This window comes from Kitasatospora sp. NPDC023385, from assembly GCF_055664045.1.
Genome location: NZ_JBVOOL010000044.1, coordinates 16755 through 38002, shown reverse-complemented (window position 1 = coordinate 38002; position 21248 = coordinate 16755). Strand labels below are relative to the sequence as shown.

The window sequence follows — 21248 nt, the reverse complement described above, 5'->3', positions numbered from 1 at the left end:
GCACGACCGACAACGACTGAACACGACCAACGAGACCACACAGTGGCCCACGATTGAACCGTCCAGACCGGCATCGAATTGAGCCGCCGCCGACAACGGATCTCACAGCGGCTGACCCGCGCGGGTGCGGGGAGGAGCGCGCCTGGCTGGAGCCGCCCGCGGCAACTTCCGGCTGACCCCCGCGGGTGCGGGGAGGAGCCGCGCTTGCCGTGGCAGATGTCCCGGGCGAGCGGCTGACTCCCGCGGGTGCGGGGAGGAGGGCTACCACGTCCAGCCCCGGCACCGCGTGATCGGCTGACCCCCGCGGGTGCGGGGAGGAGATGTCGGCCAAGGCGGGCGACGCATAGAGAACCGGCTGACCCCCGCGGGTGCGGGGAGGAGGTCAGCGTCAGGGATGCGATCGTGGCGTCCGGCGGCTGACCCCCGCGGGTGCGGGGAGGAGGGTGCCGTCCGACATGGCCAGCGCCAGGTCCCTGGCTGACCCCCGCGGGTGCGGGGAGGAGGCCGTGGCCGTGCCAGGAAGCCAGCCCGAACTCGGCTGACCCCCGCGGGTGCGGGGAGGAGACCCAGCTCGGACAGGCCCTCGTCCGCAAGGGCGGCTGACCCCCGCGGGTGCGGGGAGGAGACCGGCGAACCATCGGCCGCATCGAGAACGGACGGCTGACCCCCGCGGGTGCGGGGAGGAGGCCCGGGCGGGCGGTGAGGCTCACGGCTGGGGCGGCTGACCCCCGCGGGTGCGGGGAGGAGTGGACCATCTGCTGAGGGTGGTCGTCCTGCCACGGCTGACCCCCGCGGGTGCGGGGAGGAGGCGTTTCTTCTCAGCGGCGGCCTGCTGGCGGGCGGCTGACCCCCGCGGGTGCGGGGAGGAGGTCGCCCTCCCCTTCTACATGGGGGCCGAGATCGGCTGACCCCCGCGGGTGCGGGGAGGAGCCGACGCAAGTGCCCGTCGTCATCACGACCGGCGGCTGACCCCCGCGGGTGCGGGGAGGAGGTCGAGTTCGAGCCCATCCACCCGCGGTCGAGCGGCTGACCCCCGCGGGTGCGGGGAGGAGGCTTCAACGTCCCGTCGGGTGCAACCCGGGTTGGGCTGACCCCCGCGGGTGCGGGGAGGAGTCATGCCGAACCGGGCGATGGCCGCCCAGGTGCGGCTGACCCCCGCGGGTGCGGGGAGGAGGCCGGCGCCGGGTGCCGTACGACGCGACCTCGCGGCTGACCCCCGCGGGTGCGGGGAGGAGACAGCCTGGACGACTGACCCTCAACCCAGCATCGGCTGACCCCCGCGGGTGCGGGGAGGAGCCCGGACACCGCCGAACTGCAGCCCTACACCGCGGCTGACCCCCGCGGGTGCGGGGAGGAGGACCCCGCTCCGCTGACCCAGGCCGACACGGTCGGCTGACCCCCGCGGGTGCGGGGAGGAGTCTTCGCCCAGGGCGAGGACGGCCTGACCGACCGGCTGACCCCCGCGGGTGCGGGGAGGAGTTCAGCATGCCCAGGGGCGCCCGCCGGGGCGCCGGCTGACCCCCGCGGGTGCGGGGAGGAGGCCCGGGTGTGAGCGGCATGGATTCACGCCTCCGGCTGACCCCCGCGGGTGCGGGGAGGAGTACGGCGCCGAGGGCTACCTCAACGAGTGCGACGGCTGACCCCCGCGGGTGCGGGGAGGAGAGTTCACTGCCTGCACCCTGTCGGGGGTCGCCCGGCTGACCCCCGCGGGTGCGGGGAGGAGGGGCGGCGGTGATGTACCCGCCTGATGTCGCGCGGCTGACCCCCGCGGGTGCGGGGAGGAGGGCACCGGGATCGTGCCGGAAAACGTGCCCGTCGGCTGACCCCCGCGGGTGCGGGGAGGAGCGATCTTCATTTGCTGGTCGTTCAGCGGTTGCGGCTGACCCCCGCGGGTGCGGGGAGGAGGCCGCGGAGACGTAGTCGACCTGACCGTTGGCCGGCTGACCCCCGCGGGTGCGGGGAGGAGTCGATGCGCACCGGCATGCACGCCATCGGCGCTGGCTGACCCCCGCGGGTGCGGGGAGGAGCTGGACCAGGGCGGTGCACAGCATGAAGATGTCGGCTGACCCCCGCGGGTGCGGGGAGGAGCGCATCCGGCCAGGAAGGGCCGCGCTCCAGCCCGAACACGGCTGACCCCCGCGGGTGCGGGGAGGAGCTTGCCGTTCGTCGCCCACCACCGGGTGAGCGCGGCTGACCCCCGCGGGTGCGGGGAGGAGGCTTCCTGACCTGCGACGCAGCGGCGGCTTTGCAATTTCTTGACCATGTGGGCGAGATGTCTGACGCCTTGGCCAGGTGCGCTGTTCGGTGTCGAGATGTCAAGGACCGCTCACATGATGCCATGGGCCGGTTCGGCGCCTGGGGTACGGCAGTTCGCGGGTATGGGAGGGGCCTGCCGAGTGTCGACGGTTGGGGGCCGGGCGGGCCCCACTCCTGTGCAGCGACGGCGAGCCGGTATCCGCGTACTCGTGATGGTGACCTCATTGCGTTGGAGGTCGGCTCGATCGCTGAGGTCCCCGGTGCCATGGCCAGGTTCGGTGGTAGCCGAAAGTTCCAAGCTAAGGGGTGGTTGTATCTGTTTGGTGGTGCCTGAATCGTTACGCGAACTACCCGTCGATGCCCTCCTGGTGCCTATGACCTCGGGTGATGCGCCGCGGCCCCCGTCGGCCAGGTCCTCGCCTGCCATCGATTCCGATGAGGCGGCCGCAAGGATTGTCAGGGTGAGCTGATAGGTCCTCAGACATGAATGAGAGCCAGTCCGTTGGCGGATCCGGGCCGGTCGATCCCGACTCCCGTCTGTGGGGCAAGAGTGCCGGCCTGCCCGGTCCGTATCCCGTGATCTGCCACCTCCTGGACACTGCCGCCGTCGCAGGCGCGCTATGGGACGCGGTCCTGAGTGTGCGTGTGCGGGCGCGGATCGCTGGGGCCATGGGCGTCAGCGAGGGCGAGGCCCGGGAGATGGTGATGCTGTGGGCTGGGCTGCACGACATCGGGAAGATCTCGCTGCACTTCCAGCAGCAGGTCGCCGAGCAGTTCGCGAAGCTGATGGGGGACCCGGCGTATGCGGAGGACAACCCGGCGGCGAAGCGCAGCGGGTACCTGAGGCACGAGACGGCCACGCACTGGGGGCTGGTCGAGTTCTTCAAGCAGTGCGGCTATCCGCTCAGCAAGCCGGTCAAGAAGTCGCCGGCTCACCAGATCGCCCAGTTGCTCGGCGGGCACCACGGGTGCTTCGCCCCCACGCTGCAGGTGAAGGAGATCAACAGGCCGACGGGCTATCAGCCCGGTCTCGGAACTGCTGAGGGGTGGCGGGATCAGCGGCTTGCTCACGCGCACGCGGTCCGTCGCACGGTCGGGGCCGATAAGCCGCTGGAGTCGGTGCTGCCCGGTGAGCTGGCGGTGGTGGTCACCGGGCTGGTCGTGGTGGCCGACTGGCTGGCCAGCCAGGTCGACGTCATCGAGCCGCGGATGCCCGGGGAGGGCTGGAAGACCGGGGACTCGGAGCTTGCCGAGCACTTCGAGACGGCAGCCAAGGCCGCACCGGGGTGGGTTCGCGAAGCTGGCCTGGGGCGGGCGGCGTTTCCGGACAGGCCCTTCACGCAGCAGTTCCCGTTCCCCCCGAACAAGCTGCAGGCCGACGTCGCGGAGTACCTGCCCGGGGTGGTGAAGGGGCCCGGGTTGTTGCTGGTCACGGCCCCGACCGGGGACGGCAAGACCGAGACCGCCCTGCACGCGGCCTCCGTGATCGCGCGGGCTTCGGGCGCCTCCGGGCTTTACTTCGCGCTGCCGACGATGGCGACCGCGGACGCGATGTTCACCCGGGTCCGCAAGTTCGCCAAGGACAACGTCGAGGGCGATCGCGCGCTGACGCTCCTGCACAGCATGGCCTGGCTGAGCCCCGACTACGCCCCCGGGGAGGGAGCGACGGACGGGACGGCCGTCCTGGCGGACACCGAGGCCGGCCAGTGGCTGCGCACGGGGCGGCGGGGTCTGCTCGCGCCGCTCGCCAACGGCACGGTCGACCAGGCGCTCACCGGGGTGCTGCCGGTCCGCTACGGCTTCCTGAGGCTGTTCGGCCTGTCGAACAAGGTACTGGTGGTGGACGAGGCGCACGCCTACGGCCCGTGGATGCACAGCCTGCTGGCGCGGCTGCTGGAGTGGCTCGGCGCGTCCGGCGCACCGGTCGTGCTGCTGTCGGCGACGCTGACCGGCAAGGCGGCCTCGTCCCTCGTCGACGCCTACCGGCGCGGCGCGGGCTTCCGCGAGCCCTCCACGGTGGAGCCCTGCTACCCGGGGTGGCTGTTCGTGGACGCGGGCAGCGGAGAGGTGTCCACGCCGCGCGAGGTCGGCAGCAGCCGCACCCGGACCCTGCGTGTGGAGGCCCGCCAGGTCCACTGGGACGTCCGGGACCAGGACGTCGCGAAGAAGCCCGGACGGCAGGGGCGCCGTGAGGCCCTGCGCGAGATCCTCGCACCGGTCACCACCGAAGGCGGCTGCGTCCTCGTCTGCTGCACCACCGTGGACGAGGCCCAGCGCACCTACCGCTACCTGCGGTCCGTCCTGCCCGAACTCGCCGCGCGCGACGGCGGCCTGCGGCTGCTCCACTCCCGCTACCCAGCCCACGAGCGGCAGCGCATCACCACCGCGTGCGAGGCCGCGTACGGGAAGCCCGCGAACGAGACGGCGGCGGCCACCCCGCGGGAGGGCTCGATCCTGGTGGCCACACAGATCGTCGAGCAGTCACTCGACCTCGACTTCGACCTGATCGTCTCGGACCTCGCTCCGCTCGCGCAGCTCCTGCAGCGGGCCGGCCGCGGCAAGCGCCACGAACGGCCCAACCGCCCGGCCTGGACCGGCGAGGCCGCCGAGCCGCGCATGATCGTGCTGGAGCCGCTCGACGACGAGGGCCGCGTGGCCGCGCCCCGCTCCTGGGGCACCGTCTACGACGCATCCCTGCTGCGCCGCACCAGCCTGCTGCTCGCCAAGCAGTCCAGCGGTGCGGTCGAAGTCCCGGGAGACGTCCAGGGGCTCGTGGACGACGTCTACGCGGACGACTTCGGAGCCGGCCTGGAGAAGGCCGCCTCGGCGGAGCTCGACCGGATGGACGCCGAGCGCATCGCCTCGGAGACGGCGGAGGAGCAGACGGCGGAGATCACCGTGATCCCGGCGCCGTGCGACGTGGTCGACGACCTGTCGAAGCTCAGCGAGCGCAGCTTCGTCGTCTCGGACGACCTGCTGACCACCCGCCTCGGAGCGGACAGCGGCCGCGCCGTGTGTGTCTTCGAACGGGAGGGCGGATGGAGCCTCGCTCCCGACCGCGATGTTCCGCTGCCCATGGCCGCGGCGAACCGGGATGATATCGCGCTGATCATGCGGCACACCGTGCCGCTGCCCGGTCGCTGGCTCGCCGGCCGCACGGACGAGAACGCCGTGCCGAAGGCCTGGAAGGACCGGCCCCTGCTCGCCGACCTGGCTCTGCTGCGCATGCGCCGTGACGGTGACCATTGGACGGGCCGGCTGGGGGAGAGGCAGCTCATGTACTCGAACGTGGGAATTTCTGAGAAATGACGTCCTAGGCACCGCACTTGACGATACGTTGGCTACGCCGGTCCCGGACAGGGCTGTCGCCCATCCCGGGACCGGCATGACCCCCGCTTGCGCGGGGACAGGTCTGCCGACACGGCCACTTCCTAGGCACCGCACGGCTCACCCCCGCTCGATCGCGGGGACCGCGCAGAGCCTACCCACCCTGTGATCACCCGTACTCGCCTCGCCGGAGGCCGCATGCCATCCGCACGACCCGCTTACAACCTCCTCGACGAAGCGTGGATCCCCGTCCGCTGGATCCCCGGCAAGGAGACGAACGATACGGCGGACGCCACCACCGCCTACCCACCCAAGGTCGGCCTGCGCGAACTCCTGCTGCGCGCACACGAGATCGAGCAGATCGCGATCGCCGACCCGCCGGCGCTCTCCGCGCTGTACCGCGTCCTGTACGCGATCACCGCCCGTGTGACCGAGCTCGACGAAGCCGGTCCCAACAAGAACTGGTCCGAGCGCCGCGACGACCTGGTCGCCACGGGAAGCTTCGGCGAAGAGCAGGTCGCCCAGTACGTCACGCCGATTCACGGCGGCTTCGACCTCTTCGACCCCGTACGTCCCTTCCTGCAGGACCCGAGGCTGGCCGACCAGTGCGACCCGGCGAACACCGCCGGCGTCGACAAGCTCATCACCACCCGCCCCTCGGGCAACAACCACTCCTGGTTCCAGCACGTCAACAGCACCGCCCCCGAGTTGCCCACCCCCGACCAGGCCGTCCTGCACTTGCTCGTCTGGCACTACTACGGCCCGTCCGGACGGTGCTCAAGCCGTACAGTCGGCGGCACCAAGGCGGCCAGCAGCAAGGCCGGGCCCCTGCGAAGCACGCTCTCCTACCACCCGGAGGGCGGGACGCTGTTCGAGACACTGCTGGCCGGACTTCCCGAACCCAGCGAGAGCGTCTCCCGCGACAGCGACCTGTGCCCGTGGGAGCGTGAGGAACTGCCCGACCCCGCAGCCGCCCCGCCGCCGCTGAAAGGGCCGTGCTCCGGCCTCACCGCCCGCTCCCAGCACGCGCTGCTGCTGGTGCCCGATGCCACCGGCCGGCACGTCCGGGACGCGTTCATCACCTGGGCGAACCAACTCAAGATCTCCCGCGAGGGTGACCCGTACCTGATCTGGCAGACCAGCAAGGAGGGAAACCTCTACCCCCGTCCCGCCGACTCCCAGCGCGCGCTGTGGCGGGATCTGGACGCCTTGCTGCTCGAGAACCCCGCAGGCAGCACCCGTCCACAGCGCCCCGAAGTGTTCCGCACCGCGCTGGAGGTCTCGGAAGACCTAAGGGTGCGCGCGCTGGGGTTCGAACAGGACGGACAGGCCAAGGACATCCAGTTCGTCGACGCGGTCACCCCACCGGTACTCGGACTCGCAGAGGACAAGGAACCCACGGTCGCGGTCGAGATCGGCCGCCTGCGCGTCCTGGGGGAGCGGTACGGGAACCGGCTCGACCGGGCCGTTAAGAAGGCCTGGGCCGGCTTCACCACGGCCCCCAAGATCCGCGACTGCACCTGGGCCGTCGACGCCGCGGCCCGCTACTGGCCCGCCGCCGAGGCCGAGTTCTGGAAGCGCCTCAACGAACGCGACTTCGACGGCGCCGCTGCGGCCTTCCGCAACCTCGCCGAGCAGGCATACGACACCGTCACCTACGGCGCGCTGGGAACCAACCGCGGAGCCAAGGCCTGCACCACCGCCCGCATCGAGCTGTACGGCGGGCCGGTGAAGCGCCCGGCCAAGGCAGGCAGCGCCAGCGGTACCGGCGCCCGCAACACCAGTACGGAGGACGCATGAGCACGACCAGCACCATCCCCGGGCCCGCCAAACCGGCGGACGACACGGTCGGCACACTGAGGGTGCTCGCCCTCATCCCCTCACTGGGGCGGGCACGTGCCTTCACCGCCAGGATCGACAAGCGCAGTCACGAGGATCCCGGTGTCCGCGCGGCCCTGCGCCGCGGCGTCGGCAAGGACCTGGACGCCGTGCCGTTCATGCACCGCTACGTGGCCTCCTGGCTCACCGACGAGCAGACGCGCAGCCGCGACGTCCAGCGCGCCTTCTACACCGTCGCCTCCCTGATCGCCGCGCAGCGCCGCGACCAGTACGCCGCCGCGAAGGCCGAGACGTCGAAGAAGAGCGGGTCGAAGGACCAGCCGACGGGCGAGGAGGTGACGGCCGCCGAGGCGGCGCCGGACGCGCCCGGCCACCCGGTGGACCGTCCGGAGGACGGGGAGGCCGGCACCGCCAAGCGGATCCCCCCGCGCAGCCTCGGCCAGGCCTTCGCCGACGGTGTCATCAGGGGCGGCCAGGCAGGCGGTCTGCGCGAGACGTCGGCCGAGACCCGCCTCAACCTGCTGAGCCGGCAGAGCGTCGACGGCCTGCACCGCCACCTACCCGGAGCCGTCCGCCAACTGCGCGGCAGCGACGTGGAGGTCGACTGGGCCCAGCTCCTCATCGACCTCTGCCAGTGGCGGCGCCACTCCGGCACCGTCAAGCGCATCTGGCTCCAGGACTACCACCGAGCCCTGCAGAAGGACGGCGAGCGCCGGGCCCGCGAGCACGACGACGACCAGAGCGACGCCGCAGACGCCGCCGATACCGACGGAACGGACAGCGCCGCCTCCGAGGCCTGACCGGCCAGCCCGTACAGACCACCACCCCGCACCACCCGACCCCCAGGAGCAGAGCATGCCCGGCCCCGACCGCACCACCGCCCGCTTCCTCGACATCCACGTCGTCCAGAGCGTCCCGTTCGCCAACCTCAACCGCGACGACAACAACTCCGTCAAGACCGTCCGCTACGGCGACACCGAGCGCACCCGCGTCAGCAGCCAGTCCTGGAAGCGCGCCGTACGCGAGTACTTCCAGCGCAGCTTCGGCGAGCAGGCCCTGCGCACCCGCCGCATCGGCGCCCGTGTCACCCGCCTCCTCGAGGAGCAGCACGGCTGGCCGGCCGAACTCGCCCAGCGCGCCGGCCAGCACGTCGCCGCCGGCAGCAGCATCAAGTTCGAGACCGCCAAGGACTCGCCCGTCATCACCACCAACGCCATGGTTTACGTGCCCGAGACCGCCGTCGCCGAACTCGCCGCCCTCGCCGAGGAACACCGCGCCGAACTCGAGAGCGCCAAGGACATCAAGAAGACCAGCGACAAGAGCGTCCTGCCCAAGGAGGCCATCGACGCCATCCTGCGCAGCCGCAACGGCGTCATCAACCTCTTCGGCCGCATGCTCGCCGAGGTCGACGACGCGGGCGTGGACGGCGCCGTGCAGGTTGCCCACGCCCTGACCACCCACGGTACGGATGTCGAATTGGATTACTTTTCGGCGGTCGACGACGTCACCTCCGCCTGGGGCGACACCACCGGCAGCGCCCACATGGGCCACGCCGAGTTCAGCGCCGGCGTCTTCTATCGCTACGCCACCGTCGACCTCGCCGACCTGGCGGCCAACCTCGGTGGCGACCGCGAGGCCGCCCGCGAACTCGCCGCCGGGTTCGCCGAGGCCTTCATCCTCTCCCTCCCCCGCGCCAAGAAGACCGCCACCGCCCCGCACACCATCCCCGACCTCGTCCACATCGCCGTCCGCAGCGACCGCCCGCTCTCCTACGCCGCCGCCTTCGAGCAGCCCGTCGCCTCGCACGAGAGCGGCGGGTACGGCCCCGCCTCCCGCACGGCCCTGGCCCGCTACGCCACGGCTGCGAACAAGCTCCTCGGCGAGCGCGGCACCGTCACCGCGGCCTGGGCCAGCCTGGAGGACAAGGACCTCGAGGGCCTGGGCACCCGCGTCGACTCCTTCCTCCAGCTCATCGACACCGCCATCGGCGCGGCCTTCACCACCGATCGCACCGGCGCCGACACCGCTGCCGGGCCCGACGCCGCCTCCGTCACCGCCGGGGCCGGCGCATGAGCACCGCCACCGCCCCCACCCGAGGACTGCTGCTGCGCCTGGCCGCGCCGCTGCAGTCCTGGGGAGAGACCGGTCAGTTCAACGAGCGCGACACCGCGCCCTTCCCCACCCGCTCCGGCGTCATCGGCCTGCTCGCCGCGGCCGTCGGCCGGAAGCGGGGCGAGTCCATCGACGACCTCGCCGCCCTCTCGCTGACCGTCCGCACCGACCGGTCGGGCGTGATCCTGCGCGACCTGCACACCGTCGGCGGCGGCCTGCCCGCCGCCCGCACGGTCACCACCGCCGAGGGCAAGAAGCGCACCGGCGCCACCGCCACCCTGCTGTCCCACCGCTACTACCTCGCCGACGCGGCCTTCACCGCCGTCGTCACCGCGGCCCCCGACCGCCTCGACGAGTGGGCTCACGCGCTGCGGAACCCGCACTGGCCCCCCTACCTGGGACGCCGCTCCTGCCCGCCCGAAGGCCCCCTGCTGCTCGGCCTGGTCGACGATCCGCTGCACCACCTCGTCCACCTGCCGATCGCCCGACGGGCCCGTACGGGCAGCAAGACCGTCGACATCGTCTTCCATGGCGACCAGCCGCTCGACCGCCTCGGCGACCACCCCCAGCCCGGGGACGACGACGGCAGCACCCCCGCCGGCGAGGTCACCGACGACCCGATCGACTTCCACCCCCGGCGTCGGGCCTACCGCGCCCGCCCCCGCTACCAGCGCACCCTCACCCTGCCCGCCGACCGCTGCAAAGGCCTCTCCACCGGCTACCTGACCGCCCTCGGCGACTACCTGGCCCGGCACACCACCCGCCCGGAAAGCATCCACGCATGACCCTGTGGCTCACCCGCATCATCCCCGACCCGCGCAGCCGCGACGCCCGTACCGACACCGCCGGCGCCGTCCACCTGCACCACCGCATGATGTCGCTCTTCCCCGACCACGTCGCCGCCGACGAACCGCGCCGGCGCCTCGGCGTCCTCTTCCGCACCGAATCGACGCCCGCCGGAGACCAGATCCTCCTCCAGAGCGCCGAGCGGCCCGACCTCGACCGCCTCCCCGCCGGATACGGACAGGCGGCGACCAAGACCCTCACCCCGCTCCTGGACGCCCTGCGGCCCGGCCTGCACATCCGCTACCGCATCGCCGCCAACCCCATCCGCAGGCCCAGCCGAGCCACCCGCGAGCTCTACCAGCTCAAAGCCGTCGTCCCGCTCCAGGGCACGGCAGCCGACGACTGGTGGGCCCGCCAGGCCCAGTCCTCCGGCCTCGACCTCGGCACCCTCCACTCCAGCCCCCTCGAAGCCGCCAAGGGCCACCGCCGCAGCGACCAACGGCTCATCAAACACGACCGCGTCCTGTTCGAAGGCACCGCCGCCATCACCGACGCCGACCTCCTGCGCACCCGCCTCACCGACGGCATCGGCAAGGGCAAGGCCTACGGCTGCGGCCTCCTCAGCATCGCCCCCCACCAGGGGCCGCAGTGACCGCCCGCCGCCCCGACCCCGGCGGTGCCCGGCGCAAACTCGCCGCCCCCACCGTCGCCATGCTGCCCCGCATCGCCGACTCCCTCTCCTTCCTCTACCTCGACATCGTCCGCATCGTCCAGGACGACACCGGCGTCTGCGCCGAGGTCACCAGCCCCCACCGCGGCACCGAAACCGTCTACCTCCCCACCGCAGCCCTCAGCTGCGTCCTCCTCGGCCCCGGCACCTCCATCACCGCCCGGGCCCTGTCCACCCTCGCCCGCCACGGCACCACCGTCGTCATCGCCGGATCCGGCGGCGTCCGCTGCTACGCCGCCACCGTCCCCGAGTCCCTCAGCACCACCTGGCTCGAACGCCAGGCCCGCGCCTGGGCTGACGACACCACCCGCCTCGCCGTCGCCACCGCCATGTACGAGCAGCGCTTCGGCCGTGGCACCGTCCCGGCCGGCAGCGGCCTCGCACAGCTCCGAGGCCTGGAGGGCCAACGGGTCAAGGCCCACTACCGACTCCTCGCCCAGCAGCACCGCATCGGCCGCTTCCGCCGCAACTACGACCCGAACTCCTGGGACACCCAGGACCCCGTCAACCAGGCCCTCTCCGCCGCCAACACCTGCCTCTACGGCATCGTCCACGCGGCCGTCCTCGCCCTCGGCTGCTCGCCGGCCCTCGGCTTCGTCCACAACGGCAACCAGCAGGCCTTCGTCTACGACGTCGCCGACCTGTACAAGGCCGAACTCACCATCCCGCTCGCGTTCTCCCTCCACGACTCCCCCCAGCCCGAAGCCGACGCCCGCCGAGGCTTCCGCGACGGCCTGCGCCTGTTCCGCCTCCTGCCGCGCATCGTCACCGACATCCAGCGCCTGCTCGCCCCGGACCAGGACATCACCCTCCCGGACCCGGAGGAGCAGCTCGTCGACCTGTGGGACCCGGTCGCCGGCCCCATCCCGGGCGGGGTCAACTACGCGGGGGAGGAACTGCTGTGAGAACCCGCCGGCCTGCGGACACCCATCCGGATCGGGAGCACCCGTGGCAGCCATGACCGTCCTGTCCGCCACGGCGGTTCCCGACCACGTACGCGGCGCCCTCACCCGCTGGCTCATCGAGGTCACACCCCAGCTGTACGTCGGCACCATCTCCGCCAAAGTCCGAGAGGAAATCTGGCAGGCCGTCAGCGGCTGCGTCGGGGACGGCGTGGCGGTACTGGTCCATACGGCGGCCAACGAGCAGGGCTTCGAGCTGCGCACGGCAGGTGAGCAACGACGGAAGCCCCTGGACTTCGACGGGCTGACGCTGGTCGCGATGAGGGGTTTGCAGACCATGGATGGTCGGACCACGACCGACACATAGGAGCGGTGCTGACTGAACGGGTCGACCGGCGCTGGCAGGGTCCGGCGCCAGGGCGGTTGCAAAGTCCCGTGATCTTGTGAGTGTCCTGGTCAGGCGATGCCCAGAAGGTCGAGCGGGCGGCTGAAGGGCTCGTAGGAGGTGTGCCGCAGGCCGGCGGCGATGTTGCGGTGCCCGTGCTGCCGCAGCGTGTTGATCGCCAAGTTGCGGAGAGTCGCCATGTTCTCGGGGCCGTGGCCGGTGCGGATCTTCGAGGCATCTTCGGCGAAGGTGGTGTCGCGGACGAAGTGGAGCCGGTTCTCGATGGTCCATTGCGATCTGGCGAGCTGGCCGAGCCTTTGCGGCGAGGCCTGTTGCGAGGTCAGGTCGGTGATCGCGTAGACGGTTTGGCGGCTGACGGTGCCGGTCTTGAGGTCGGTGCGGTAGTGCAGGATACGTGCGGCCTGGACGGCGTGGGGGAAAGTCGAGTCCGAGGCCGGTGACGGTGAGGGCTCTGGTCACGCGGGTCTCGCGGCGGCCGTGGCCGGCCTCGCGGTCGTAGCGGCGTGCGGTGACCTCCTTCCACGGCAACGATCGCAGCCGGCGGTGCAGTTCGGGCTGGTTGGCCTTGACCACCAGCAGGTAGTGGGCCTTCTTCTCCTCGACCAGGAAGCGCACGTGGCCGCGTTGGGTGTGCAGGGCATCGGCCGTGATCGTGACTCCGGTCAGGTCGTAAGGCGCCAGCAACGCGGTGAAGCAAGTGATCTCGTTGGTCTTGTCGGGCACCCACAGCTGGGTGACGGTCCGCCCGTCGCCGGTCATCGCAGCCAGCAAGTGGGCGGCGGGCGAGGTGCCGTGCCGGGAGCCGCGGGCGGCCTTGCCGTCCACGGCGATCGAGTCCGATCCCGCTGGATCGGCCGCCGGTCAGGTCGGCCAGTCCGCCGGGGCAGACCAGACCGATGACCCGTCGGATCGTGGCGGCGCTCGGTGCGACGCGCACGCCCAGCGCTCCCGCGACCCGGGCGCCCAGGCGGGCCAGGGCGTGCTGCGGAGCGTTCGCGGACCACTGGCCGACGGCCGCGTACGAGCGCGCGCCGGCGACCACCCCCGAGGCGGCGACCAGGAGCACTGCCACGAACGGGTGACGCACCCCTCGACGTCGACGCGGATCGGGCAGCAACCGCAAACACTCCACCAGCGGCAATGCCGCCACGCTGTCCAGAGCGGGCGACTTGATCAGACAGACGGTGGCAGACTGGCGGCACATTGAAGCTCCGGCGGTTCAGGGCGACTTGGGAAGGTCACCCCGTTCAACCGGAGCTTCGATGCGTTCGTGACGGTCCGATCCGGACACCTGCACCGCCATGACCTGCGGACTCACGAGCTCACCAGGACTTTGAAACGACCCTGGGTCCGGCGCGCCTTCCGGTTCGACCGACATCATCAACAGCTTGCCCCGTGCCAAGGGTGCAGCCGACCAGTAACGGCTGCACCCGGTCAAGCCCACTCCGGATTTACCAGCGGTGCGGTCAGAGACCATCACCCAGTGCCGGGATAGGGATTCTCGAGCGACCGCCATCGCTCGTCGAAGTCGCCGTCGGCACATCGCAGCTCAAGAAGCACGATCGCATGTTCTCGTTGCTTGACGACGTGGATCACTAAGGGCTTCTGCTGCACGCACGCTTTATCCAGCGCCGACCCCCTGCTGTGGGTGCCGCATGCCAGGACCGCCGAGCCGGATGTGATCAGGATCTTGTCGACCCGTCAACGCTTCACACGGCGGCCGCGGCGGCGGAGCCGCCGTTCATATTCCGAGCCTTTCTGAGGCGGGCGAGTTCGGCCTGCCGGTCGGCGGATTCCTGTACGACCGTGGCCCTGAATACGGCCCCTAGAGCGTGGCCGGCCCTGCTGCTTCGATTCGCCGTCCTGCAAGCGCCGGATGACAGCTTCAAGTGCCTTGGCGATCAGAGCTGCGAGCAGGCTTGCCACGAACTTCTCCAGTGACCACGGAAACGATGCTTGGTTGTCGTGCACCCAATTTCCTCTAAATAAGAAAAATGATTGTCAGGAACTCTTGTGAGGCTGCCATTGGTAGGCGGGTCGGGCTTGTGCTGATTGGCACGACCTTATCGCACACTCCCCAGACTGCCGCAACTTGTGCATCCGAGTTCTTTGCTTCAGCGTCTCTCATTAAGGTACCTACGAGAGGCTTACGTGGAGCGAGTCGAGTGACATGTAATGCAATGCTCGCAAGCGGTGATGGGGGGGGTGATATTGAAGCAAGAGGAGTAATTTTAGCTTACTTATAAGCTTTATGGTTTGATCTCCTTTGGGGTTTGCGCCTGGTATTCTCACGCTGGTATGGGATTTGCTACTTCCCCGGAATCCGGGGGTCAGCCGCCTCTCGCCGGCACCTTGGAGAGCCGCTGTGCACACTCCCCGCACTAGCGGGGGTCTATCCCGGTCTGACCGGCATTCAGGCGGCCGCCACAGTGCGGCTGACCCGTGGGTACGGGGAGGACCGCGCTCATCAACACCGTCCAGTTCTCGGCAACGGCTACCTCCGTGGAGATGGGCTGACAGGTCGAGCGGCCGGAGTACCACGATGCCGCAGCGGTACTCCGGTGAGGACTGGAGTCCGCCGTCCGGACATGGGCGTCACACAGGTCTCTCGGTTCCTCTCGAGGCATTTCCCGCTGTGTGTGGCACCGGTGAACGGGATCAGGCCCCGAGGACCGGGCCCGGTCCGGATCGTGATCGTCGGGGCTGGGGCCGTCGCCGATCGGCCGTGGTGGGTCCGGCAGCGCGAGGGCCGTCCCGGGGTGGTGCGAGAGCCGTCGTCCGACAGGCCCGATGAAGGACTCGGCGGTGAACGTCGCACGGGTCCCCGGTACCCAGGCTCTGGGTACCGGGGACCCGTGCGACGTGGACGATCGCCTACACGGTCGCCCCGCCGCGGAGCTCGTCGAGGACGGTCTCGAGGAAGCCGGGCACGTGTTCGCCGCCGAGGACGAGTTGGTCGCGTCCCATGAAGTGGTGTAGTGGCCGTAGACCAATGGTCATGAGGTGGGCAGGAGTTCGTCGCCCTCGACGCTGTGGAAGGTGTCGCCGCTTCGGCGGATCGAGGCGAGTTCCGCGCGGATCCGGGGAAGGGCGGGCGCGGCCGCGGGGCCCATGCGCCGCAGGCAGTCCAGGACATGGCCGGCGGTCGAGTCGTTCTCCTCCCACCCCTGCAGCAGCACGGGCAGGACGGCCACGGCCTCGGCCGGGCCGCCGATGTCGTAGATCGCGGCGGCGGCGCGCGTGCGGGTCCGGGCATGGCCGGCTTCGAGCATCTGCCGCAGGCGGGGCATCGCTGCGGCCGCCGGCCCTCCGATCCGGCCGAGGACGTCGGCGGCGTCGTGGTCCGCGCTGGTGTCGAGCAGAGCGGTCAGCCGCGGCACGGCATCGGCGGAATTACGCTCGATGTCCCACAGGGCCTTCACGGCTGCGAAGCGCAGCTCCGGGTCCTCGGCGTCGGCGAGCGTCCGGACCGTCTCCAGCGCGGACGCGGCGCCGCTGCCGATGGAGCCCAGCGCGCGCAGGGCCACAGCGGCGGTGCGCCACTCTTCCTGCTTGACCGCGGTGTCGAGGGCCGTGGTGAGCGCGGGTACGGCCGCCGGGGCGCCGAGCCGGTTGATGGCGGCCATCAGCGCGGTGGCGGATCCCCAGGGCGAGGAGAAGTTCGCGTCGGTCAGGCGCCGGGTCAGCCGCGGTAGTAGTTCTGCGGCGGCCTGAGGGAGGTAGCCGGCGACCTGCAGGGCACGCCAGTCGTCATCTTGCCGTTTAACGTCCGACAGCCAGTACCGGCGCCCTTGGGGCCTTGGGGCCTTGGTGCCCGTCAGTGCCTCTCGGCGGTGAGTTCCAAGTCGTGCACCAGGAAGTGGAGTTGAACGTCGTCGGTGGACTCCGCCCATAGTCCCTCGGCGTCGAGTACGGATGCCGCGACCATCCGGGCCTCGGCGACGAGTTCGGGGTGATAGTTGAAGCCTGACCATGGCAAGACGGGGTAGTCGTTCTCCTCACCGAACTGCCGGACCCGCTCGATGTCGCCCAGGACTGCGTGCGGCAGTGATTCGTTCGCCCAGGACCACAACCAGGACTGCTGGGCGAGGCTGACACTGCCGATCATCGTGAGCCGTCCGGTGAGGAACACCTTCCCGTCGCGCGACCACGTGATCTGTGCGTCGTCCATCGACCAGTGGTACTGCACGTCCCCCGAGAGTCCGAAGCGTTCGACCATGAGGGCCTGCCGGGTGCGAGCGCGCTCACGGGCGGCGAGCACAACCTCTTCCCATCTGGAGTGGTCATGCTTCGAGCGGTCGTCCACTGTGTCTCCTTGCGCAGAACTGTCGGCAGATCCTCCCATCTGTGTTACCGGTCCTGGGCTGCCGGGCTCAGTCCTGGTCGTCCCGGTGGATCTGCTGGTCGCTCATCCCGTGCGGCGTGGTTTGGTGCCGACCTTGTGGTGGGTCGGTCGGCGGTGTTCGGGCGCGAGCGCCAGGTCCACCAGGGTCCTCACCGGCCCGTCGGTGCACAGCACCGCGTCGGTGAGCTCGAACAGCGCGTCGCGCCGTCCGGTCAGGCAGTCGTAGAAGCCCCCCCGGAAGCGTGACAGTTCAGCGAACGGCTCGCACTGCCCGCCCTGTTCCACCAGACTCACCATCACGGCCTTCGCGTCAAGTCCTGTCCCTCTTGGTCGAGTTCAGGATCACGCGAAGGCCGTACTGCCGTCCTGGAAACACCCGGACGAGTGATCACCAGGTCCGCCAGTTCGAAGCCGGACGATAAATAAATCACAAGGTCAGGAAGGGGGTCATGGTGGCGCTCGCCCTGTTCCAGCGCGCCACCGGCCGGGAGCTCTGGCACCTGGTCTGCCCGACCCAGCGCAACGACCGGGCGACCCGCGACGCCCTGGGCGACCTGGAGGCCGCCGGGAGGGTGCGCGTGGAGCTGCGGCTGCCGGACAACCGCAAGCTGTGGTGCCTGACCGCGGCCGGGCGCCGCGAGGCCGCCGGGCTGCTCCCGGCCGGGACGAAGCTGTCCAAGCCGCGCCCCGAGCGCGACGGCCGACCGACGGCGTTCTCCGAGCACGCCCTGGACGTCGCCGCCACCGCCAGCCTCCTCGCCCGCGCCAGGTTCGGGCACCTGGAGGCGTTCACGACCGAGGTCGAGCACCCGATCCCGCACCGCCGCTCGCTCTTCACCGACCTGGTGCTGCGCGAACCCGGTACGGACGTGCCGGTGCTCCTGGTCGAGGTCGACCGTGAGAACGAAGGCGTTGGCACGCTCGTGGAGAAGCTCGCCTCGTACCGGGCCTGGTGCGAGCTTCCCGCGAAGGGCACGGCGAAGGCGGCCTTCGAGGCTTCGCTACGCCGCCCGGGGCACCGGACGCACGAGCTGCGGCTGTGGCCCACCGTCTACCCGCCGACCGGCCGCGAGGGCCTGCCGCCGGTCGCCCTGGTCCTGGAGGCCGGCCGCAAGCGTGACCAGCCCGGCGCGAAGCAGCTCACCCCGCAGCAGAAGAAGGAGAAGGCCGAGCGGGACCACGAGCGGCTGCTGAACCGCATGACCGAGGTCGAGGCTGCCTCCAAGGCCACCTGGCACGCCCCCGCGTACGGTGGCGACGCCGTCCACGCCCGCAACCACCACCGCGCCCTGCCCGTCGTGGCCACCACTCTGCCGCTGCTGCGCCGCCACGGGGCCGGCGGACCGGTCTGGTGGCGGTTCGGCCGGGATGGCTGGCACACCCACCGAGGCGCTCGCCACCGCAGCAGACAGCTATGCCAGGACTTACGCTGGCGGTCCCAGGTGGATCGGATTGCTCCAGGCCCGCCGCCCAGCCGCGTCCTCCACGGTGACTCGGCAGTACCCGCCCGCGAACATCGCTACAGGCAGCGAGCAGTCGGTGAGGTCTGTGCCTTCGAGAACCTGCTTGCCCGGCTTGCTGCCGGTGATCAGCACCTTGCGTACTGGCGAGGATGCCACCGAAATCTGGTCGTCACTCAGCTGGATATCGTGCAGTTCGGGCCCGGTGCTCGAGTAGTAGTGGCCTGCTTTGAGCGCCGCGAGGAGCGCCTCCGGGCAGAGCGACTCCGACCGGACTTGGACCCAGGCAGCACAGGCTGGTGGATCCTGGGGCTGGAAATGCGAGTCGTCTGCGGCGTAGGCACTCAGTTTGTGACCGCGGTTGAGCAGGACGTCGGCCAGGTGCCAGCTGTCACCCGGTCCTCGTAGGCGGACAGCGCGTTGTAGACCTCGACCGCATGTGCCGCATCCAGGCTCTCAGCGTCGGAGAGGGTGAGGAGCGACGCGGCAGGGTGGGCCATCCCGATGAACGCGCCAGCGGCTCGTGCACGGCGCGCTAGCTGAGGGCCGGTCTCTCCGGGCCCGGGAGGAGTGAATCCGAGCGGCAATCCCACGGCGAGGATATGCCACTCCGAAGAAAACTCGGTGCTTGGGCCGTGCAGCTCGGCGCCAAGCAGCGTGGTGAACCCGGGGGTTCGTAGCGGTCGGGTATCTGTCAGCGGAAACCCGTGCTTGGCACGGAAATGGTCGGTGATCGCCAGGAAGTCGTAGCCGGCTTCGCGGTAGTGGGCCGCGGTCTTCTCGGGCGACAGGGCGCCATCGGACCGGTTGGAGTGTGCGTGCAGATTACCGCGCCAAAAGCGGCCCGGCTGGTTGAAGGGCGGTTCGATCACGCTACCCCCTCGTGAGCGTGGTCGGGGCGGACACCCCGTCGGCCTGTCCTGCCGCCAACATACTGGTCTCCCCTGTCATCGCGGCGACTGCGACTGTGGGCGAACGCAGCACCTTCGGGGTTGGGCCGCCGCAGCAACGGCCACACCTGAGTTCGGTGTGCCCGCGGCAGTCGCGCCGACGGGCGCGCCAGCCTGGTCGCCCTCGCGGCCGCCGCCGACCTCACCCCGGGCCGGGTATCCCGACGGCTGCACGTGCTGCTGTCCAGCGGGGTGGTCCACATCGACGTGGAGGTCGCACCGGGCGGCCCTGGGGTTCCAGGCCCGGGCGAACCTGTGGTTGCGAGTCCACCCGGGCCGGATCAAGGCCGTCGGGCGCGCGATGGCGCAGATGCCCGAGGTGGGGTTCGCCGCCGCGGTGTCCGGACCGCACAACCTCCACGCCGTCGTGCAGTGCCGTGATCTCGACGAGCTGTTCGAGTTCACCACCGATCGCCTCGGAACGCTGCCCGGCGTCGAAGGCATGGAGGTCAGCCCGGTCCTCCGTCAGGTCAAACAGGCCGGAACCCGTCTGGACGGGGACCGCCTCACCGATCCGCCCGACAGCCTTGCCCGCCGCTGACGACCGGCGCAGACCGCCATCCAGTCGGTCGCCCGTCCCCGCGACCTGGTCGGCCGGTCCCGACCGTGAACTCGCCCGGGCTACAGCCAGTCGTGGACGACGGAGGCGGCGGCGTCGAAACCGACGCGTTCGGTGAGCCGGCTCTCCTGCGGGATGTACGAGCCGGCGAACAGCTCGTAGACACCGCTGGAGCCGACCCGTAGCAGGTCCCGGAGCGGGGTGGCGAGCACGGTCTTCAGGTAGGTCTCCGACACCCCGCCCAGGCTGAACACGTCGGCGGCGTGCAGCGTCCGCACCCCGCCGCCGGCCTGCGCGGGGGCGAAGAACATCGGGGTGCCCGCGATCAGGCCGCCGGTGTCGACCCGGGCGACGAGGTCCGCCTCGGCCGCCTCGCCGTGCCGGCCGAGGAGGTCCGCCCAGCCGTCGCGCAGTCGCGTGGTATAGACCAGGGAGCCCGGCCCGACCAGTGGCCGGACCCCCGCCAGGAGCAGCACGGTCACGCAGAGCGCCACGGACGGGACGATCTCCTCGCGTTCGAGGTGGTCCCGGACGGCGGCCGGCTCCAGCGGGACCTTCAGGTGCGCGAAGCGGGGGTCGGTCGGTACCAGGTCGGTGCCGTCGATGTACAGGCGCAGCAGCTCCGGCCGACCGGGGTACTTGCGCCAGAAGAAGTGGGTGCCCTTGTCGGCGGCCTCGTCCCAGGCCACCACCACGCCACGGAAGGCGTCGAGCACCTCGCGGCGGAAGGCCGGGTCGAAGAGGGCGGCGGTGACGTGGTTCTCCTCGGGTGCGCCGCCCCGCCCGCCCAACAGGTCGAGCAGGAACTCCCGGGTGACGTCCTCCATGGTGGCGTAGACCAGGTCCGGGAGGTCCTCGCGCAGGCGTTCCTCGAAGAGCAGCGGCCACGTGTCGCGCAGTGCGACGGCCAGCTGGTCGCGGTGCCGGTGGGTGTGGGCGTGGTCGAGGCCGTTGAGCCGTTCCTGGTAGCCGGTCAGGAACTCCTGCTCGTCGGGGGTGAAGCGGCCCCACCGTTTGACCGCCCGGAGCCGCTCGACGAAGTCGAAGGGGCGCGTTCCGACGTAGTACATCGCGTCGCGGTTCTCCTTCGCCTTGAAGTAGGGGACGGTCTCGCCGCGGTAGCGGAAGCCTCCCAGCATGTAGTGGTTGCTCGGCGGCACGTTGCTGCAGGAGAGGGTGACGATGGGCCGCTTGCCGCCGTCCGGCCGGCGGCCCTGTTCGTCGGGGCCGGTCAGCCGGTCGGCGTTGGCGATGATGTTGGTGCCCAGGAGCAGCGGGTGGTTGAGCAGTTGGTGGTGGTCGACGATGTTGACCGCCCTCAGGTCCCGGGCGTCGACGGGGAGTCCGGCCGCGGCGGGCCCGAAGGCCTGTCGCAGCACCCGCTGGACGGCGGCGGCGAGTCGCTGCTGGCGGCGGGCGTGCACGGGATGGGGGTCGGCCGGCCGGAGCCGGGCCGCGTACTCCCCGAGGGGGGCGTCGATCGCGTAGTACGGCGCCATGCTCGGCACGTACCGGCGGATCTGCCCGACGATCGCGTCGAGGTTGGTCCTGATCTGCTGTTCGTCCATGCCCGCCT

General features: G+C 70.9%; 15 protein-coding genes, 4 pseudogenes and 1 CRISPR repeat array. Of the genes and pseudogenes, 10 read left to right on the top strand and 9 right to left on the bottom strand.

Annotated features, from left to right (window positions below):
* Positions 1 to 108: 108 nt before the first annotated feature.
* Positions 109 to 2216: direct repeats of the CRISPR family, unit length 29 nt; unit sequence CGGCTGACCCCCGCGGGTGCGGGGAGGAG.
* Between the two features lie 523 nt (positions 2217 to 2739).
* From cas3 to cas2e, 8 genes are all read left to right on the top strand, one after another.
* Complete coding sequence (gene cas3 / locus AC0B61_RS35155) at positions 2740 to 5565, top strand: CRISPR-associated helicase Cas3' (RefSeq protein WP_471746286.1); 2826 nt, start codon at positions 2740 to 2742, stop codon at positions 5563 to 5565.
* A 216-nt stretch (positions 5566 to 5781) separates the two neighbouring features.
* Positions 5782 to 7383, top strand: coding sequence for a type I-E CRISPR-associated protein Cse1/CasA (gene casA, locus AC0B61_RS35150; RefSeq protein ID WP_471746285.1), 1602 nt, complete (start codon positions 5782 to 5784; stop codon positions 7381 to 7383).
* Complete coding sequence (gene casB / locus AC0B61_RS35145) at positions 7380 to 8222, top strand: type I-E CRISPR-associated protein Cse2/CasB (protein ID WP_471746283.1); 843 nt, start codon at positions 7380 to 7382, stop codon at positions 8220 to 8222. Before casA ends, casB begins: the two co-directional genes overlap by 4 nt.
* Before the next feature lie 55 nt (positions 8223 to 8277).
* Positions 8278 to 9495, top strand: coding sequence for a type I-E CRISPR-associated protein Cas7/Cse4/CasC (gene cas7e, locus AC0B61_RS35140; RefSeq protein WP_471746281.1), 1218 nt, complete (start codon positions 8278 to 8280; stop codon positions 9493 to 9495).
* Entirely contained in the window at positions 9492 to 10319 is an 828-nt protein-coding gene (gene cas5e / locus AC0B61_RS35135) for a type I-E CRISPR-associated protein Cas5/CasD (RefSeq protein ID WP_471746280.1), read from the top strand. Before cas7e ends, cas5e begins: the two co-directional genes overlap by 4 nt.
* Positions 10316 to 10972, top strand: coding sequence for a type I-E CRISPR-associated protein Cas6/Cse3/CasE (gene cas6e, locus AC0B61_RS35130; RefSeq protein ID WP_471746278.1), 657 nt, complete (start codon positions 10316 to 10318; stop codon positions 10970 to 10972). Before cas5e ends, cas6e begins: the two co-directional genes overlap by 4 nt.
* 59 nt (positions 10973 to 11031) lie before the next feature.
* Positions 11032 to 11955: a type I-E CRISPR-associated endonuclease Cas1e gene (gene cas1e, locus AC0B61_RS35125; protein WP_471746289.1), complete on the top strand. Its 924-nt coding sequence runs from the start codon at positions 11032 to 11034 to the stop codon at positions 11953 to 11955.
* A gap of 52 nt (positions 11956 to 12007) precedes the next feature.
* A complete protein-coding gene (gene cas2e / locus AC0B61_RS35120; RefSeq protein ID WP_471746287.1) occupies positions 12008 to 12319 on the top strand; it encodes a type I-E CRISPR-associated endoribonuclease Cas2e in 312 nt (103 codons plus the stop codon).
* Positions 12320 to 12519: 200 nt separating this feature from the next.
* Here cas2e and AC0B61_RS35115 read toward each other — a convergent pair.
* The 7 genes and pseudogenes from AC0B61_RS35115 to AC0B61_RS35085 all read right to left on the bottom strand — a co-directional run.
* Positions 12520 to 12747, bottom strand: a pseudogene (locus tag AC0B61_RS35115) (ISAs1 family transposase); the annotation flags it as partial.
* Positions 12748 to 12811: 64 nt separating this feature from the next.
* Positions 12812 to 13189, bottom strand: a pseudogene (locus tag AC0B61_RS35110) (ISAs1 family transposase); the annotation flags it as partial.
* A 55-nt stretch (positions 13190 to 13244) separates the two neighbouring features.
* Positions 13245 to 13562, bottom strand: a pseudogene (locus tag AC0B61_RS35105) (transposase family protein); the annotation flags it as partial.
* A gap of 272 nt (positions 13563 to 13834) precedes the next feature.
* The gene (locus tag AC0B61_RS35100; RefSeq protein WP_471746276.1) at positions 13835 to 13972 is read right to left on the bottom strand and encodes a hypothetical protein; all 138 of its coding nucleotides are present in this window, start codon (positions 13970 to 13972) and stop codon (positions 13835 to 13837) included.
* Positions 13973 to 15354: 1382 nt separating this feature from the next.
* Positions 15355 to 15984: a HEAT repeat domain-containing protein gene (locus AC0B61_RS35095; protein ID WP_471746274.1), complete on the bottom strand. Its 630-nt coding sequence runs from the start codon at positions 15982 to 15984 to the stop codon at positions 15355 to 15357.
* A 191-nt stretch (positions 15985 to 16175) separates the two neighbouring features.
* Complete coding sequence (locus AC0B61_RS35090; RefSeq protein WP_471746272.1) at positions 16176 to 16664, bottom strand: DUF6882 domain-containing protein; 489 nt, start codon at positions 16662 to 16664, stop codon at positions 16176 to 16178.
* 147 nt (positions 16665 to 16811) lie between these two features.
* Positions 16812 to 17000: pseudogene (locus AC0B61_RS35085) on the bottom strand (NF041680 family putative transposase); the annotation flags it as partial.
* 152 nt (positions 17001 to 17152) lie between these two features.
* On the opposite strand from AC0B61_RS35085, the gene AC0B61_RS35080 reads away from it, so the two are divergent.
* Positions 17153 to 18571, top strand: coding sequence for a replication-relaxation family protein (locus AC0B61_RS35080; RefSeq protein ID WP_471746270.1), 1419 nt, complete (start codon positions 17153 to 17155; stop codon positions 18569 to 18571).
* Here the strand turns inward: AC0B61_RS35080 and AC0B61_RS35075 are convergent.
* Entirely contained in the window at positions 18508 to 19035 is a 528-nt protein-coding gene (locus AC0B61_RS35075) for a PHP domain-containing protein (protein ID WP_471746269.1), read from the bottom strand. The genes AC0B61_RS35080 and AC0B61_RS35075 overlap by 64 nt on opposite strands.
* A 379-nt stretch (positions 19036 to 19414) precedes the next feature.
* On the opposite strand from AC0B61_RS35075, the gene AC0B61_RS35070 reads away from it, so the two are divergent.
* Positions 19415 to 19654: an Lrp/AsnC ligand binding domain-containing protein gene (locus AC0B61_RS35070; protein WP_471746267.1), complete on the top strand. Its 240-nt coding sequence runs from the start codon at positions 19415 to 19417 to the stop codon at positions 19652 to 19654.
* Positions 19655 to 19734: 80 nt separating this feature from the next.
* Here AC0B61_RS35070 and AC0B61_RS35065 read toward each other — a convergent pair whose 3' ends face one another.
* Positions 19735 to 21240, bottom strand: a complete 1506-nt coding sequence (locus AC0B61_RS35065; protein ID WP_471746265.1) for a hypothetical protein — start codon at positions 21238 to 21240, stop codon at positions 19735 to 19737.
* Between the last annotated feature and the right edge of the window lie 8 nt (positions 21241 to 21248).